Origin of the sequence: Streptomyces sp. DT224 (assembly GCF_049844595.1) — a bacterium.
GTDB lineage: Bacteria > Actinomycetota > Actinomycetes > Streptomycetales > Streptomycetaceae > Streptomyces.
Genome location: NZ_JBNCLI010000018.1, coordinates 88,974 through 105,219, shown reverse-complemented (window position 1 = coordinate 105,219; position 16,246 = coordinate 88,974). Strand labels below are relative to the sequence as shown.

Genomic DNA, 16,246 nt, shown 5'->3' with positions numbered 1-16,246 from the left:
GCGTGGGACTGCGGATGAGGGGGAGCTCTCACCAAGGTTTGGTGCGTACGTTGTACGGCTCCGAGTCGCATCGCGCCCCGCGGCGACCCGCCGACGGGCCCCGGGCCCGGTCACCGCACGTTCGGCAGGACCGGCCGCAGGCCGTTCCACCGGGCGATCTCGCACCCGTCGGTCCGCCTGAACGAGGCGTCGACCTGGCGGCCGTGCCAGGTACCGGTGACCCGGGCGGTGGATTCCCCGCCGTACTGCTGCGTACACATCGCGTCCCGGGGGACGGGCGCGAACGGGTCCGCCCCTTCTCCCTCCAACTGATCGAGCCGCGCACACGCCTGCGCGGCGACCGGGTGGCTCCCCTTGGCCGGCTCGCACTCCAGCTCGTACCTGCCGTCGGCCTCCGGGTTCCCCGACCCGGCGACGACCACGGTGAGCCGGGTCCCCGCGCCGTCGTCCTGGAGGAGCGGCAGGGACAGCGGCAGCGGGAGGGGCCCGGACGCGGCGGTGGCGGCGGGCGCGGCGGCGGACAGCGCGGCGAGGGACGCGACAGCGGTGAGAGCGAGACGGCGCATCATGGCGGACTCCTGTGGCGGAAGAACCTGCGGGGGCGGCGCCCCCGCCCTGCCTAACGCGCCACTCGCCCCGGCGTTGCGCACGGCAATCGCTTTGCTCTCGTGGCCGCCCGCCTAGTACCGTAGGCCGCGATTGGTGGCGCAGCGTGCAGCTGTGTCATCATCTGCACGCACCACTCGCGCTCGCGCGGGCGTTGCGCTGGAGGCGTCGCCTAGTCCGGTCTATGGCGCCGCACTGCTAATGCGGTTTGGGGCTTACCCCCCATCGAGGGTTCAAATCCCTCCGCCTCCGCACCACGACGAAGCCCCGGTCCCCAGGACCGGGGCTTCGTCCGTTCCCGGCGTTTGCCCAGGTCGGGCCGGGTGCGGCTAATGGATTTCGCGTCCCGGCGCAGGTCATGTAATGTTGTTCTCGCAACGCCGACGGGGCAGAAAAAAACCCGGAAGCACAAGCACTCGTAGCTTAACGGATAGAGCATCTGACTACGGATCAGAAGGTTGCAGGTTCGAATCCTGCCGAGTGCACAGCAGGTGAGAGGCCCCGGAGAAATCCGGGGCCTCTTTCGTTCGGCCCGGACCTACTTGCGCTTCCGGGCGGCCCGCACGGCCGCTGGATCCGTGGCGTCCGGGACGTTGACCGGGATCAGAGCACATCCGCCACCCGGGCCGCTCCGGGCTGCTGAGCGACCGCGACCGGGCGTCGCCGGGCCGGGAGGCCGGTCGTCGGGTTGGCCACGCCCCAGGCGGCGCCCTTGCAGACCAGCTCCTTGTAGACGGCGGCGATCCGGCCCGTCAGCGCCGCCTTGACCGCGCGGTCGTCGGCGGTGACGTACTGGATGAGGCCGTCCTTGCGGCCCAGCGAGACGCACTGGTTGAAGTAGCGCAGGGGGGTGGACGGGATCTTGGTGCCGGCGAGGCGGGCCGCGAGGGCGTCGGCCGCCTGCCAGGCGGTGGGGACGCCCGAGGCGCAGGACATCCGCAGCGGCTTGCCGCCGGGTCCTGCGACGAGGGCCGCGTCCCCGATCGCGTACACATCGGGGTGCGAGACCGAGCGCATGGTCGCGTCGACCACGATCTGGCCGCTCGTAGAGGTCTCCAGGGTGGTGGCCGCCGCCAGCGGGTGGACCGCGAAGCCGGTCGTCCAGACGGTGACCGCCGCCGGGAACGAGGTGCCCTCGGCCGTGGTGACGTGACCGGCGCCGACCTCCGTGACGGAGGTGTGCTCGTGGACGGTGATCCCGAGCCGGTCGAAGACCTTGCGGACGTGGCGGCGGCCGGCGGGCGAGAGCCAGTCGCCGAGGCCGCCGCGCGCGGCGAGGGCGATGTCGAGGTCCGGGCGGGCCTCCGCGAACTCGGTCGCCGCCTCCAGGCCGGTCAGCCCGCCGCCGACGATCAGCACGGACTGCCCGGGTGCGAGGGTGGCCAGCCGGTCGCGCAGCCGGAGCGCTCCGGGGCGGCTCGCGATCTCGTGGGCGTGCTCGGCGGCCCCGGGGACGCCCTGGGTGTTCCAGGCGCTGCCGAGGGCGTAGACGAGCGAGTCGTACGCCAACTCCTCCTCGCCGTCCGCGCTCTCGACGGTGACCGCCTTGCGGTCGATGTCCACCGCGGTGACCCGGCCGACCCTCAGCTTCACGCCCGTCCCGGCGAACATCTCCGCGAAGGGGCGGGGCTTGAGGTCCTGGCCCGCCGCGAGCTGGTGCATGCGGACGCGCTCCACGAAGTCGGGCTCCGCGTTGACGAGGGTGACGGTGACGTCCTCGCGGCGCAGCCGCCTGGCGACGCGGCCCGCGGCGATGGCTCCGGCGTATCCGGCTCCGAGGACGATGATGCGGTGCTGCTGCATGTGCCTGCTCCTGTCTCGCGCGGGTTCGCCCCTGCGGGGTGGTTTCTCGCCCCTTGAACCGGGTAGCCCGCGCTTTCCTGACAGGAGGAAGGTGTGACCTGCGTCACCAAGCGCTCAGAAGGCTGTGAGCAGCGGCTTTCCGTGTTCCATGGCCGCCCACTGCCGGGTCGCGCGTTCCAGCTTGTCCGGGTTGACCTGGTTGCGGAACGAGGCGATTCCCTCCGGAGTGACTTCTACACACATGACGCCGATGACCCGTTCGCCGACGACCGCCAGGACGGCGGTGGAGCCGTTCGCGTACGACATGTGCAGCTCCACGGAGCCGCCGGTCATCGCGGTCTTCGCCTTGCCCGGCTTCAGCAGGCCGCGCATGAACGTCGCGACGGCCTTCGCGCCCTCGAACGCCTTGGCGCGGGCGGGCACCTTTCCGCCGCCGTCCCCGATGGAGATCGCGTCGGAGGTCAGCAGCTCCACGAGCGGTTCGGTACGGCCTCCGGCGGCGGCGAGCAGGAACTCCTCGATGACCCGGCGGGCGGCGGCCTCGTCCACCTCGGTGCGCGTCCGGCCGTCGGCGATGTGCTTCCTCGCCCGGTGGTAGACCTGCTGCACGGCGGATTCGCTCAGGTCCAGGATCTCCGCGATCTCCCGGTGCGGATAGCCGAATGCCTCGCGCAGCACGTACACGGCCCGCTCGCCCGGAGTCAGCCGCTCCATGAGCGTGAGCACGGCGTACGAGACCGACTCGCGCTGTTCGACCGTGTCGGCGGGGCCGAGCATGGGGTCCCCGGCGAGCAGCGGCTCGGGCAGCCACGCGCCCACGTATGTCTCGCGGCGGGCGCGGGCGGAGGTGAGCTGGTTGAGGCAGAGGTTGGTGAGGACCTTCGTCAGCCACGCCTCGGGGACCTCGATCCGCCCGGTGTCGGCGGCCTGCCAGCGCAGGTAGGTGTCCTGCACGGCGTCCTCGGCCTCGCTCGCCGAGCCCAGGAGGCGGTAGGCGATGGCCTCCAGCCGGGGCCTGGCCGCCTCGAACCGGTCCACGTCCTGCACGGTCGGGGTCATGCCCGGGATCCTAGCGGCCGGGTGGTGAAGGCACCGGGGAACGCGGGAACGCCGCCGCGCGGGCCGCGTCACACGGTGGCGGGCGCGATGTTCTGGTTGGCGTGGAAGAAGTTCTCCGGGTCGTAGGTGTGCTTGGCGGCTGCCAGGCGCTCGTACGTAGTGCCGTAGGCGGAGCGGACGCGGTCCGGGGCCTCGGCCTCACCGAGGAAGTTCACGTAGGCGCCGCCCATGGAGTGGGGGTGCAGTTCGGTCCAGTAGTCGACGCACCACTGCCGGATCGCTTCCGCGTTGGCGGGGTCGGGGTCGACGCCCGCGATGACGCCGGACCACTTGGCGTCCCGGTAGGCCCACGGCGTCGCGTCGGCGGGGACCCGGTGGGCCGCACCGTCCACCGGATACAGGTGCATGGTCGACAAGCCGGTGGGAAGGGCGCGGCCGTACTTCTCGTGCACCTCGACCGCCGCGTCGGAGACCGAGTCGAAGAAGTCGCCGCGCCAGTACCACTGGAGACCCTTGGGGATCAGGCCGTCGAACATGGACTGGAGGGCGGGGTAGGGCATGGGGCTGGTGAAGTGGAAGGCCGGCGGGGCCGGCTCCTCGACCGCCGAGAGCGTCTCCTCCAGACGGCCGTCCGAGAGGTCGCCCGTGAAGCACCAGACCACACCGCACATCTTCCGTCCCTGGATCTCCTCCGGGAACGGAGGGGCCGGCGGGATGGTCAGCAGGGCGAAGAACCCGTACAGGTCGTCCGCCGCCGCGGGCAGGAAGTCGCGGTACCAGCGCAGCACTTCGCCCGTGTGCTCGACCGGCCACACGGTCACCCCGGCACCCACCGTGCCCACCGGGTGCAGCCGGTAGGTGAACGAGGTGACCACTCCGAAGTTGCCGCCGCCGCCCCGCAGCGCCCAGAACAGGTCGGGGTGGTCCGTCTCGGACGCGGTGACGAAGGTGCCGTCGGCCAGGACGACGTCCGCGGAGACCAGGCTGTCGATCGTAAGGCCGTACGCGCGGGTCAGATAGCCGTGGCCGCCGCCCAGCGTGAGCCCGCCCACGCCGGTGGTCGACATGATTCCGGCCGGTACCCCCAGGCCGAACGTGTGCGTGGCGTGGTCCAGATCGCCGAGCTGAGCGCCCCCGCCCACCTGGGCCGTCCCCGCTTCGGGATCGACGCGCACCGAGCGCATGGACGAGAGGTCGAGGGTCAGTCCGTCCTCGATCAGGCACAGCCCGGGACCGCTGTGTCCGCCGCCGCGGACGGCCAGTTCGAGCCCCGCGTCCTGGGCGAAGGCGAGGGTGGCCCGTACGTCCGCCACGTCGGCGCACCGGGCGATGGCGGCGGGGCGGCGGTCGATCATGGCGTTGTACAGGCTCCGGCTCTCGTCGTAGTCCGCGTCCGCCGGAGTGGTGACAGTCCCCCGCAGGGCCGTGCGCAGGCTGTCGAGGGCAGTGTGGTCAGTGCTGGTCATGAGGAACACCTCTGAGGGGTGCGAGTTGGCGCACCCACCCCTCCAGTGTGACCCGCATCATGCGTCAGGCCCAGGTGTGGGACCGTTGCCGGGCTCGCAATCGTCTGTCCCCAGCAGCCCGGGAGTCGTATGGAATGGCAGTGCACCGGCCTCCGCTGGCCCGAGGGCTCCGACGGCCCCGCACTGGGCTGGCGCAAGGGGGCGCGGACACGGGCGAGCGTCCTGGTGTACGGAACGGAGTTCGGCTTCCGGGCGTCCGGTGAGCGGCGCTGCTCCGGGGCCCGGGGCAACGTGTGCCCGCTGGGTGCCGTGGTCCCGGCGGGCTCCACGGGCGGGCGCTGCCCGGAGTGCGGGCGGCTCGACCGGGCGCACTCGGTGGCCGCCGACACGGTCCCGGACGACCCCCGCACGTACCGGGTGTACCTCGCGTGGTTCGGGCCCGGCATGGTGAAGGTCGGGATCACCGCGGAGGAACGGGGCGCGGCGCGGCTGCGGGAGCAGGGGGCGGTGGTCTTCAGCTGGCTGGGCCGGGGGCCGCTGATGGCGGCGCGCCGGGCCGAGGAGGTGCTGCGGGCGGCCCTCGGGGTCCCGGACCGCATTCCGTACGCCCGCAAGCGGGAGGTGCGGGCGGCCCTCCCGGGCCCGGCGGAGCGGGCCGCCGAGGTCGCGGAGCTGTACGGCCGGGCGGCGGCCCTGGAGGGTGCCGGCTGGCCGGAGGCGCTGGAGCGGATGCCGTTCGCGGCGGTGGACCACGCGGAGGTGTTCGGGCTGTGGGCGCTGCCCGGAGCGGTGGCGGGGGGCGGCGCCGGCCCCGTCCGCGCGGTGACCGGCCTGGTGGACAGGGGCGCGGTGGCGGGGAGGCTCGTCGGGGCGGCCGGTCCCGATCTCCATCTGGACACGGGACCGCAGGGCCTCGTCATCGTGGACACCCGGCTGATGACCGGCTGGACGCTGGCGGCGGCCGGGCCGGGCGCGGCCGAGGCAGGCGTGCCGACCGTCGCGGTGGGGGGTGGCGCGGCGCAGGACGGGCTGTTCTGAGATGGTCGGCCGTATGGGTGACGATCGCGACGACGTGGTGCGGTTCCGGCAGCGGCTCGGGCTGCCCGGACTCATCGACGTACACACGCATTTCATGCCCGAACGGGTCCTGCGCAAGGTGTGGGCGTACTTCGACTCGGCGGGCCCGCTGACCGGGCTGGAGTGGCCGATCGCCTACCGCCACGAGGAGGCGGAACGGCTCGCCCTGCTCCGCTCGTTCGGGGTGCTCCGCTTCACGTCGATGCTGTACCCGCACAAGCCGGGGATGGCGGCCTGGCTGAACGACTGGGCGGCCGGATTCGCCGGCCGGACGCCGGACTGCCTGCACACCGCGACGTTCTTCCCCGAACCGGACGCCGGGCGCTACGTACGGGAGGCCGTGGAGGCGGGGGCCCGGGTCTTCAAGGCGCACCTCCAGGTCGGCGCGTACGACCCGAACGATCCCCTGCTCGAACCGGTGTGGGGTCTGCTCGCGGAGGCGGGCATTCCGGTCGTGGCGCACTGCGGATCGGGCCCGGCACCCGGCAAGCACACCGGCCCCGGTCCCATCGGCCGCGTCCTCGCCCGGCATCCCCGGCTGCCGCTGATCGTGGCGCACATGGGGATGCCGGAGTACACGGAGTTCCTGACGCTCGCGGAGACGTACTCCGAGGTCCGGCTCGACACGACGATGGCGTTCACCGACTTCGTCGAGGACCTCAGCCCGTTCCCCCCGGCGGAGCACGGCCGCCTCGCGGCCCTCGGCGACCGCGTCCTGCTGGGCACGGACTTCCCGAACATCCCATACCCGTACGCCCACCAACTGCACGCCCTTGAACGCCTGGGGCTGGGCGACGACTGGCTCCGGGCGGTCTGCCACGACAACGCGAAGGCGCTGTTCGGCGTCTGAGATCCCCGCCGCGGCTTTCTCAGGGAATTCACAGAAACGGAAAAGAACTCTCTCAGAGCCGTCTCACAGGCTGGCGTCATGACGACGACGACCTCGCCCCAGGGGCGTACCGAACTGCTCAGGCCGGACCGTACTCCCGTGCGGGTGCTGGTCGTGGACGACGAGGCTTCGCTCACGGAGCTGCTGTCGATGGCGCTTCGTTACGAGGGCTGGGAGGTGCGCAGCGCGGGGGACGGCGCGGCGGCCGTGCGGACGGCCCGCTCGTTCCGGCCCGACGTGGTCATTCTCGACGTGATGCTGCCCGATATGGACGGGCTCGCCGTCCTCGGCAGGCTGCGGCGCGAACTGTCCGACGTGCCGGTGCTGTTCCTCACCGCGCGGGACTCCGTGGAGGACCGGATCGCCGGGCTCACGGCGGGCGGCGATGACTACGTCACCAAGCCGTTCAGCCTGGAGGAGGTCGTGGCCCGGCTGCGCGGCCTGATCCGGCGGTCGGGGACGGCGACGGCGCGCGGCGAGTCGCAGCTCGTCGTGGGCGACCTGATGCTGGACGAGGACAGCCACGAGGTGAGCCGGGGCGGGACGAACATCCACCTGACGGCGACCGAGTTCGAGCTGCTGCGGTTCCTGATGCGCAACCCGCGCCGGGTGCTCAGCAAGGCGCAGATCCTGGACCGGGTCTGGAACTACGACTTCGGCGGCCAGGCCAACGTGGTCGAGCTGTACATCTCCTACCTGCGCAAGAAGATCGACGCGGGGCGCGCGCCCATGATCCACACCCGGCGCGGGGCGGGATACCTGATCAAGCCCGGTGAGTAGCGGAGTGCGGCGGCCGTGGACCCTGCGCACCCGCCTCGTGGTCTCGGCGGTGACGCTGATCGCCGTGGTGGCCGCCGTGATCGGCTCGGTGACCGCGATCGCCTTCCACAGTTACCTGTACGGGAAACTCGACGACCAGCTGCGGGACATCGCGGTCCGGGCCGAGCGGGCGCCAGGTCTTCCCGCGCCCGGGGGACCCAAAACGTCCCCGGAGCGTGATCCGCTCGGTTTCGTCGGCATGGGCGGTCAGCCGCTGGAGACCTTCGGCGCGCTGGTCGAGCGGGGGGAGATCACGGACTCGGCCGTCGTGAAGGACGGCGGGTTCGACGCCGGCGAGAACACCGAACCCCTGACCGCCGCCCAGCGGGACGCCGTGGCGGCGGCCGGTGTCACGGCGGACGACCGCGCGCACGACGTCGAGCTGCCCGGCCTGGGCGGCTACCGGGTGCGGGCGGTGCCCGTGCGCGACGGCGGCACGGTCCTCGTGGGCATCCCCACCACCGAGGTCGGCCGCGCGCTGGGCACCCTGATCCTGGTGGAGGTCTGCGTGACCGGCGCCGGGCTCGTCGCTGCGGGGATCGCGGGCGCGGCGATGGTCGGCGTGGCGCTCCGGCCGTTGCGCCGGGTGGCGGCGACCGCGACCCGGGTGTCCGAACTGCCCCTGCACAGCGGCGAGGTGGCCCCCCTCGAACGCGTCCCGGTCGCCGAGGCGGATCCGCGCACGGAGGTGGGCCAGGTCGGCGCGGCGCTGAACCGGATGCTGGGGCACGTGGGTTCGGCCCTGGACGCGCGGCAGCGCAGCGAGACGCGGGTGCGCCAGTTCGTCGCGGACGCCAGCCACGAGCTGCGGACCCCGCTGGCCTCGATACGCGGCTACGCCGAACTCACCCGGCGCGGCCGGGAGGACCCCGGTCCGGATACCCGGCACGCGCTCGGGCGCATCGAGGCGGAGGCCCAGCGGATGACGGGCATGGTCGAGGACCTGCTCCTGCTCGCCCGCCTGGATGCGGGCCGGCCGCTCTCGTACGAGAGCACCGATCTCTCGCCGCTCGTCGTGGACGCGGTGAGCGACGCCCGGGCGGCGGACCGCGCCGAGCCCGCCCGCCACTGGCGGCTGGACCTCCCGGACGCCCCCGCGACGGTCCGCGCCGACCCCACCCGCATCCACCAGGTCCTGGTCAACCTCCTGGCCAACGCCCGTACCCACACCCCGCCGGGCACCACGGTCACCGCCCGCGTCCTGGCCGGCCCCGCCGCCCCCTGGGTCACCGTGGAGATCCAGGACAACGGGCCCGGCATCCCCCCGGACCTCCTCCCCCACGTCTTCGAACGCTTCGCCCGGGGTGACGCCTCCCGCTCCCGTCACGCCGGCTCCACGGGCCTCGGCCTCGCGATCGTCCAGGCAGTGGTGACGGCCCACGGCGGCGCGGTGGAGGTGCGGTCGGTCCCGGGCGAGACGGTGTTCGCGGTGCGGCTGCCGGCGGAGGGGGGTCCGTCCGGTGTGCCCGCCCGGCGGCACGAGGACCACTCACAGAGGGACCACAGCCTCAGCACACGCCTGTGACAGCGCCGTTGGCGACTGTCGACGGCATGCGAACAGAGACTCCGTGGAGCACCCTGCCGGCCCGGGACCACCTCCTGGCCGGGGCGGGAGGCGCGGCGGGTGCGCCCGTGCTCGATGTGGTGGTGCCCGTCTACAACGAGGAGAGAGACCTCGAACCGTGCGTGCTGCGGCTGCACGAGCACCTGGCCCGCACCTTCCCGTACGCCTTCCGGATCACCGTCGCCGACAACGCCAGCACCGACCGGACGCCCGAGGTGGCGGAGCGGCTGGCGCGGTCGTTGCCGGAGGTGCGGTCGGTCCGGCTGGAGGAGAAGGGGCGCGGGCGGGCACTGCGCACCGTGTGGACGCACTCGGACGCGCCGGTGCTCGCGTACATGGACGTGGACCTGTCCACCGACCTCAACGCGCTGCTTCCGCTGGTGGCCCCGCTGATCTCCGGGCACTCCGACCTCGCCATCGGGTCGCGGCTCGCGCGGAGTTCGCGGGTGGTGCGGGGGACGAAACGGGAGTTCATCTCGCGGGCGTACAACATCATCCTCCGCTCGTCGCTGGCCGCGCGGTTCAGCGACGCGCAGTGCGGGTTCAAGGCGATCCGGCGGGAGGTCGCGCAGCGGCTGCTGCCGATGGTGGAGGACACCGGCTGGTTCTTCGACACCGAGATGCTGGTGCTCGCCGAACGGGCCGGGCTGCGCATCCACGAGGTGCCCGTCGACTGGGTGGACGACCCCGACTCCACGGTCCACATCGTCCGGACCGCCGCCGAGGACCTGAAGGGCGTGTGGCGGGTGGGCCGGGCGCTGGCCGTCGGCGCGCTTCCGCTGGACCGGCTGGCCCGGCCCTTCGGGGACGATCCGCGCGACCGGGCGATCGGCGGGGTGCCGGGCGGGCTCGCCCGGCAGCTCGTCGGGTTCTGCGTCGTGGGTGTCCTCTCCACGCTGTTCTACCTGGCGCTGTACTCCCTCTTCCGGCTCGGCGCCGGTCCCCAGCTCGCCAACGGGGCCGCGCTGCTGGTCTCGGCCGTCGCGAACACCGCCGCGAACCGGAGGCTCACCTTCGGGGTACGTGGCCGGGGCGGCGCGGTCCGTCACCAGGCGCAGGGCCTCGTGGTCTTCGCCATCGGGCTCGCCCTGACCAGCGGTTCGCTGGCGGCCCTGGGCGCGGCCTCCGGTTCGCCCTCCCACAGCACCGAACTCGCGGTGCTCATCGCGGCGAACCTGGCGGCGACGGTGCTGCGCTTCCTGCTCTTCCGCGCGTGGGTCTTCCCGTCCGCCGCAGCGGGAAACCTCGCGCACCCCGCCGAGCCCCCCGCCGCCGTTCCCGCAGCCCCCATCACCGAAACCACCCCCGAAACCACCCCCGACCCGAGGGACGTCCGATGACCACGCTCGACCCCGCCCACGCTCCGGCCGCCTTGCCGGACACGCCCCCGGGGCACGCACGGGCCGGCGCCTCCCTGCCCCGCCGGATCTGGCGCGGCCGGGCCGAGGACGCGCCGTGGGTGCGTCCCGCCTTCCTGGTCCTGCTGCTCGCCATCACGCTGGCGTACCTCTGGAACCTCAGCGCGTCCGGCTACGCCAACTCCTTCTACTCCGCCGCCGTGCAGGCCGGCAGCCGCAGCTGGAAGGCGTTCTTCTTCGGCTCGCTCGACGCGGCCAACGCGATCACCGTGGACAAGCCGCCGGCCACCCTGTGGCCCATGGCCCTGTCGGTGCGGGTCTTCGGGCTCAGCTCGTGGGCGATCCTCGCGCCGCAGGTGGTGATGGCGGCCGCGACCGCCGGGGTGCTGTACGCGGCCGTGCACCGCCGGTTCGGTGCCCCCGCCGGGCTCATCACCATGGCGGTGTTCGCCCTGACACCGGTCGCCGCGCTGATGTTCCGCTTCAACAACCCGGACGCGCTGCTCGCGCTGCTGATGACGGTCACCGTCTACTGCGTGCTGCGCGCGATGGAGGAGGGCCGCACCACGTGGCTGGTGTGGGCGGGCGTCGCGGTGGGAATCGCGTTCCTGTCCAAGACCCTCCAGGCGTTCCTGATCCTGCCGCCGCTGGCCGTGCTGTACGCGGTGTTCGCGCCGGTCCCCGTACGGAAGAGGTTCGGGCAGCTGGGCCTCTCCGCGCTCGCCATGGTCGTCGCGGGCGGCTGGTGGGTGGCGGTCGTCGAACTGTGGCCCGCCTCCTCACGCCCGTACATCGGCGGCTCGCAGAACAACTCGTTCCTGGAGCTGACCTTCGGCTACAACGGGCTCGGCCGGATCAACGGCGAGGAGACCGGCAGCGTCGGCGGCGGAGGCGGCCGGGGCGGCGGCGGTCAGTGGGGCGAGACCGGCATCGGCCGGATGTTCAACTCCGAGGTGGGCGCCCAGATCTCCTGGCTGCTGCCCGCCGCCCTGATCCTGCTCGTGGCCGGGATCTGGCTGACCTGGCGGGCGAAGCGTACGGACACCGCGCGGGCCGCCTTCCTCGCGTGGGGCGGCTCGCTGGTGACGACGGCCGCCGTGTTCAGCTTCATGGCCGGGATCTTCCACCAGTACTACACGGTGGCCCTGGCCCCCTGTCTGGCCCCGCTGATCGGCATGGGCGTCACGGTCCTGTGGGAGGAGCGGGCCCGCTGGTGGGCGGGCGCCGCGCTCGCGGGCACCGTCGCGGTGACGGCGTACTGGGCGTACGTCCTGCTCGGCCGGACCCCGGACTACCAGCCGTGGCTGCGGACGGCCGTCCTCGTCACCGGTCTCGTGGCGGCGGTGGGCCTGCTGCTCGCGGCCCGGCTCGGCCGTCGACTGGCTCTCCTCACGGTGGTGCTGGGCTTCGCCGCGTCGCTCGCCGGGCCGGCCGCGTACACCGTGAGCACCCTGAACACGGGCCACCAGGGCTCCATCGTCACGGCCGGCCCGTCCTCGGGCGGCATGGGCGGCGGCCCCGGCGGCGGGGGCCGGGGCCGGGGCGGCGGCGGGATGCCCCCGGGCCAGGGCGGCACCGGCCGGCAGGGCGCCGGCATGGGGCAGCCCCCCACCGGCACCCCACCCGGCCAGGGCCGCAACCAGGGCCAGCCCCCCACCCAGAACGGCGGACCCACCCAGAACGGCGGACGCGGCACCCCGCCCACCATGGGCGAACGCGGAGCCGGCGGCATGGGCGGTCTCCTCAACGGCGCGTCCGTCGGCTCCGAGGCCGAGGCGCTCCTGGAGAAGAACGCCGGTGATTACACCTGGGCCGCCGCGGCCATCGGCTCGCAGAATGCCGCCAGCTACCAACTCGCCACCGAGGAACCGGTCATGGCGATCGGCGGCTTCAACGGAAGCGACCCGTCCCCGACGCTCGCGCAGTTCGAGAAGTACGTCGAGGACGGCCGCGTCCACTACTTCGTCCCGGGCGGCGGCATGGGCGCAGGCGGCGGCATGGGCGGCAGTGGCACCGCTGCACGGATCTCCTCCTGGGTGGAGGAGAACTTCACGGAGGTGACGGCGGGCAGCGCCACCTTCTACGACCTCACCCAGCCGAAGGCGGACGGCTGACGAGCGGAGAACTCAGCGCCGCAGCAGCAGATCCGCCACGACGGGGCGGTGGTCCGAGGCGAGCGACTCCTCGGCCACCGCCGCGCCGCGTACCCGGACGGTGTCCTTCGAAACGGCCACGTAGTCGATCCGCTGCACCGGATTCCGCGCCGGGTACGTCGGCCCGCCCGGCTCGATGTCGGTCAGCTCCTTCCACAGCGGCGCCAGCTCCGGCGCGGTCGGCGGCGCGTTGAAGTCGCCGAGCAGGATCTGCCGCACCGGCCGCCGCTCGTGCGCCTGGTCCTGCGCCATGATCCGCCGCGTGTCCGCGACCTGGGCGACACGGACGGACGGGTCGCCCCGGTAGTCGAGATGCGTCGCGTACACGTGGACGGGCAGGCCGCGCACCTTCAGCACCACCTCGCCGAAGCCGGGAGCGGGCGCCGGGACCGGGTTCGGGTCCTGCGTGGAGAGCCGGGTCAGATCGTGGTTCTCGGCGCTCATGATCCTGTACCGGGACAGCACGGCGACGCCGAACTCCCGCCGGGGGCCGCCCTCCTCCACCGGATCGAGGCTGTAGATCGGCGCGAAGGAGACGTGCATCCGCAGCCGCCGGCCCAGCTCGGCTGCCAGGTCCCGCCACTCGCTGCGGTCGCCCCAGCGGACGTCCACCTCCTGGAGCCCGATCACATCCGCGTCCAGGGCGCGCAGCGCGGCCGCCTGCCGGTCGAGATCGAAGACGTTGTCCATGCCGGACCCGGCATGGATGTTGTACGTCGCGACTCGCAGCGGGACCGACTGCCCGGGCGCCCGCCCGTGCCCCGCCGCCGTCGCGGGAGGCGCCAGCGCGGCTCCCAACAACCCTGCGGCCACCAGGACTTCCACCGTACGACGACGCAGTGACATATCACTCCAGCTTCCGGGGCAGGTCGTATCCGATGCGGCGACCGGCACCGTACCCACGAGAAGACACTTGTACGCCCCAATCACCCCGATCCCCGGCCGGCCCGGCCGCGACAGCGGCATGACGTGATCCGGGCGACCGGGCTGCCGCCGGGGAGCAGGGGCGGCGGGAGCGCGCCCGGCAGGGGTGCTCAGTAGCCCCGCCCGGTGTCCACCGTGAGCCCCGGGGCCCGGCCCGCCGACAGCTCCCGCAGGCACGCCGTGAAGTCCGTGACGATGTCCTCGTCCGCGGTGATCCCCGCAGAGTGCGAGGTGACGACCGTACGCGGCAGCCGCCAGCACACGTCCCCGGGCGCCGCCGGCTCGTCGGCCAGCACATCGAGCACCGCCCGCCCCACCGCCCCGGAGCGCAGCGCCCCCTCCAGCGCCGCCAGATCCACCGTCGCGCCCCGCCCCACGTTGAGGAACGTGGCCCCGCCCATCGCGGCGAACCGGTCCGCCCCGAAGTAGCCGGTGGTCGCCCCGGTCAGCGGGAGCGCGGCGACCACCCAGCGGGCGTCGACCGGTTCGTCCGCGGGGACCACCGCGTCGAAGCCGGGCGGCACCGGGCGCGGGGTGCGGGCGGCGGCCACGGTCCGGATGCCGCAGGCCCGCAGCAGCGTGGCGACGGCGGAGCCGATGCGGCCGACGCCGTGCACCACGGCGGTCTGTCCGGCGACGAGTTCGGAGTCGATGCGGCGCCACTCGGCGCGGGCGTGCTGGGCGGCGAACTCCGGGACCGACTGGCACTCCGCGAGCACCCAGCCCAGCACGTACTGCGCGATCCGCTCGCCCATCCGGCCCACGGTCCGGGTCAGCGGCACGCCGTCCGGCCAGGGCCCGGAGCGCAGCAGGGCGTCGGTGCCCGCGTTGACGCTGTGGAACCAGACCAGGTCCGCCCCGCGCACCGCGTCGGGCAGCGAGGCGCCCACGTACACGAAGGGGCCCTCACCGGGGCCGCGTTCGACGGTGCGCCCGGTGGCCGCCGCCAGTCCGCGCACGGCGGCCTCGCCGACCTCGGGCCCGGCGACGATCCGGGCCCGGTCGAGCCGGGCGGGGGAGATCACGGGGCGAGACGGGCCGGGAAGCCGCCGGTGGCGACGGGGCCCCAGCGCTCCGGGGTGATCCGGATGATCGACTTCCCCTGCTTCACCATCGCCGCCCGGTACTCGTCCCAGTCGGGGTGCTCGCCGGAGATGTTCCGGAAGTACTCGACCAGCGGCTCGACCGAGTCCGGCGCGTCGATCACCTCGGCGGAGCCGTCGATCTGGACCCAGGGCCCGTTCCAGTCGTCCGACAGGACGATCACGCTGACCCGCGCGTCGCGCTTGGCGTTACGGGTCTTGGCGCGCTCGGGGTACGTGGAGACCACGATCCGGCCCGCGTCGTCCACGCCACAGGTGAGCGGGGAGCCCTGGGGGCGGCCGTCGGCCCGGGTGGTCAGCAGGATCGCCCGGTGCCGGGGCCGTACGAAGTCCAGCAGTGCGTCGAGTTCCACGGCGGTGTTCGTTGCGATGTCGGGTGCCATGGAACCGACCCTACGGCGGCGAGCCGTCAGACGGCGGGCAGGGAATCGCCCTGCACGGCCTGGATGTCGAGCTCGACGCGGAGCGTGGTGCCGATCGCCGCGATGCCCGCCTGGACCACCTGGTTGTAGTTCATGGCGAAGTCCTCACGGCGGAGTTCGGCGGTCGCGCTGAACGCCGCGCGCACCCCGCCCCACGGGTCGGGGCCGGTGCCGAGGTAGCTCAGGTCCAGGTCGACGGGGCGCGTCACGCCGCGCATCGTCAGCTCGCCGTGCACGGTCCAGCGGTCCGGGCCGGCCGGGGTCAGCCCGCTGGAGCGGTAGGTGATCTCGGGGAACCGGTCGGTGTCCAGGAAGTCGGGGGAGCGCAGGTGCTTGTCCCGCATGCCGTTGCCGGTGTCGATGCTCGCCGCGTCGATGACCGCGTCGACCCGGGAGCTCTGGAGGTCCTCGGAGATCTCGACGCGCCCGCCGAACTCGGTGAACCGGCCGTGCACGCTGGAGATCCCCAGGTGCTGGGCGACCGCGCCCACCGAGGAGTGCGCCGGGTCCAGCGACCAGGTGCCCGGCGGCGGCAGCTCCACGCCTCCCTGGCGGCCCAGCACCACCGTGCCCGCGTCGACCGTGCCGCTGGCCGTGACGAGGGCGGTGGAGGCGGCGGGGGCGTACCCGACCGCCGTCACGATCACCGTGTACGCGCCCGCGGACAGCGGGGTGTCGGCCCGTACCGCCCCGGCCTCGTCGGCGGCGGCGCGCAGCACCTGCGTGCCGGTCATGTCGGTGACCGTCACGACCGCGTGCTGCACGGCCCAGCCGTCCCGCGTCCGTACCTGTGCGCGAAGTCCCATCCCGTTCTCTCTCCTTGCTCATGACCCGTCCGTCCACCGGACCGGGACATTCAATGAGTCGGGGGGGGGGGGGGGGGGGGGGGGGGGGGGGGGGGGGGGGGGGGCGCCGGGGGGGGGGGGGGGGGGGGCCGGGGGGGGGGGGGGGGGGGGGGGGGGGGGCGCCCGGCGGGGGGCCGGGGCGGGGTACGTGAACAGCG

General features: G+C 73.5%; 14 protein-coding genes and 2 tRNA genes. 8 read left to right on the top strand and 8 right to left on the bottom strand.

Annotated features, from left to right (window positions below; all coding sequences use genetic code 11):
• Window positions 1-110 precede the first annotated feature (110 nt).
• The gene (locus ACLQ2N_RS34160; protein ID WP_425819347.1) at window positions 111-569 is read right to left on the bottom strand and encodes an SSI family serine proteinase inhibitor; all 459 of its coding nucleotides are present in this window, start codon (window positions 567-569) and stop codon (window positions 111-113) included.
• 198 nt (window positions 570-767) lie between these two features.
• Between ACLQ2N_RS34160 and ACLQ2N_RS34155 the strand changes: the two genes are divergently transcribed.
• Window positions 768-858 (top strand) — tRNA-Ser (locus tag ACLQ2N_RS34155).
• Between the two features lie 160 nt (window positions 859-1,018).
• Window positions 1,019-1,091 (top strand) — tRNA-Arg (locus ACLQ2N_RS34150).
• Window positions 1,092-1,209: 118 nt separating this feature from the next.
• Here the strand turns inward: ACLQ2N_RS34150 and ACLQ2N_RS34145 are convergent.
• The 3 genes from ACLQ2N_RS34145 to ACLQ2N_RS34135 all read right to left on the bottom strand — a co-directional run bounded on the left by ACLQ2N_RS34145 (window position 1,210) and on the right by ACLQ2N_RS34135 (window position 4,934).
• Entirely contained in the window at window positions 1,210-2,409 is a 1,200-nt protein-coding gene (locus tag ACLQ2N_RS34145) for an NAD(P)/FAD-dependent oxidoreductase (protein ID WP_425819345.1), read from the bottom strand.
• A gap of 114 nt (window positions 2,410-2,523) precedes the next feature.
• The gene (gene sigJ, locus ACLQ2N_RS34140) at window positions 2,524-3,468 is read right to left on the bottom strand and encodes an RNA polymerase sigma factor SigJ (protein WP_425819343.1); all 945 of its coding nucleotides are present in this window, start codon (window positions 3,466-3,468) and stop codon (window positions 2,524-2,526) included.
• 68 nt (window positions 3,469-3,536) lie between these two features.
• On the bottom strand, window positions 3,537-4,934 hold the full coding sequence (locus tag ACLQ2N_RS34135) for an FAD-binding oxidoreductase (protein WP_425819341.1): 1,398 nt from the start codon (window positions 4,932-4,934) through the stop codon (window positions 3,537-3,539).
• A 129-nt stretch (window positions 4,935-5,063) separates the two neighbouring features.
• Between ACLQ2N_RS34135 and ACLQ2N_RS34130 the strand changes: the two genes are divergently transcribed.
• From ACLQ2N_RS34130 to ACLQ2N_RS34105, 6 genes are all read left to right on the top strand, one after another.
• Window positions 5,064-5,972, top strand: coding sequence for a DUF2797 domain-containing protein (locus ACLQ2N_RS34130; protein WP_425819339.1), 909 nt, complete (start codon window positions 5,064-5,066; stop codon window positions 5,970-5,972).
• A gap of 13 nt (window positions 5,973-5,985) precedes the next feature.
• On the top strand, window positions 5,986-6,861 hold the full coding sequence (locus tag ACLQ2N_RS34125) for an amidohydrolase family protein (protein ID WP_425819337.1): 876 nt from the start codon (window positions 5,986-5,988) through the stop codon (window positions 6,859-6,861).
• 78 nt (window positions 6,862-6,939) lie between these two features.
• Window positions 6,940-7,680, top strand: a complete 741-nt coding sequence (locus tag ACLQ2N_RS34120; protein WP_425819335.1) for a response regulator transcription factor — start codon at window positions 6,940-6,942, stop codon at window positions 7,678-7,680.
• Between the two features lie 4 nt (window positions 7,681-7,684).
• The gene (locus ACLQ2N_RS34115) at window positions 7,685-9,244 is read left to right on the top strand and encodes a sensor histidine kinase (protein WP_425819398.1); all 1,560 of its coding nucleotides are present in this window, start codon (window positions 7,685-7,687) and stop codon (window positions 9,242-9,244) included.
• Between the two features lie 26 nt (window positions 9,245-9,270).
• Window positions 9,271-10,623: a glycosyltransferase gene (locus ACLQ2N_RS34110; protein WP_425819333.1), complete on the top strand. Its 1,353-nt coding sequence runs from the start codon at window positions 9,271-9,273 to the stop codon at window positions 10,621-10,623.
• A complete protein-coding gene (locus tag ACLQ2N_RS34105; RefSeq protein WP_425819331.1) occupies window positions 10,620-12,755 on the top strand; it encodes an ArnT family glycosyltransferase in 2,136 nt (711 codons plus the stop codon). Before ACLQ2N_RS34110 ends, ACLQ2N_RS34105 begins: the two co-directional genes overlap by 4 nt.
• Window positions 12,756-12,767: 12 nt before the next feature.
• Here the strand turns inward: ACLQ2N_RS34105 and ACLQ2N_RS34100 are convergent, their stop codons facing one another.
• From ACLQ2N_RS34100 to ACLQ2N_RS34085, 4 genes are all read right to left on the bottom strand, one after another.
• Complete coding sequence (locus ACLQ2N_RS34100) at window positions 12,768-13,640, bottom strand: endonuclease/exonuclease/phosphatase family protein (protein ID WP_425819327.1); 873 nt, start codon at window positions 13,638-13,640, stop codon at window positions 12,768-12,770.
• Window positions 13,641-13,828: 188 nt separating this feature from the next.
• Window positions 13,829-14,743, bottom strand: a complete 915-nt coding sequence (locus ACLQ2N_RS34095; protein WP_425819325.1) for an NAD(P)-dependent oxidoreductase — start codon at window positions 14,741-14,743, stop codon at window positions 13,829-13,831.
• Window positions 14,740-15,204, bottom strand: coding sequence for a PPOX class F420-dependent oxidoreductase (locus ACLQ2N_RS34090; protein WP_425819323.1), 465 nt, complete (start codon window positions 15,202-15,204; stop codon window positions 14,740-14,742). Before ACLQ2N_RS34090 ends, ACLQ2N_RS34095 begins: the two co-directional genes overlap by 4 nt.
• Window positions 15,205-15,230: 26 nt before the next feature.
• The gene (locus ACLQ2N_RS34085; RefSeq protein WP_164399580.1) at window positions 15,231-16,049 is read right to left on the bottom strand and encodes a YceI family protein; all 819 of its coding nucleotides are present in this window, start codon (window positions 16,047-16,049) and stop codon (window positions 15,231-15,233) included.
• Window positions 16,050-16,246: the final 197 nt, after the last annotated feature.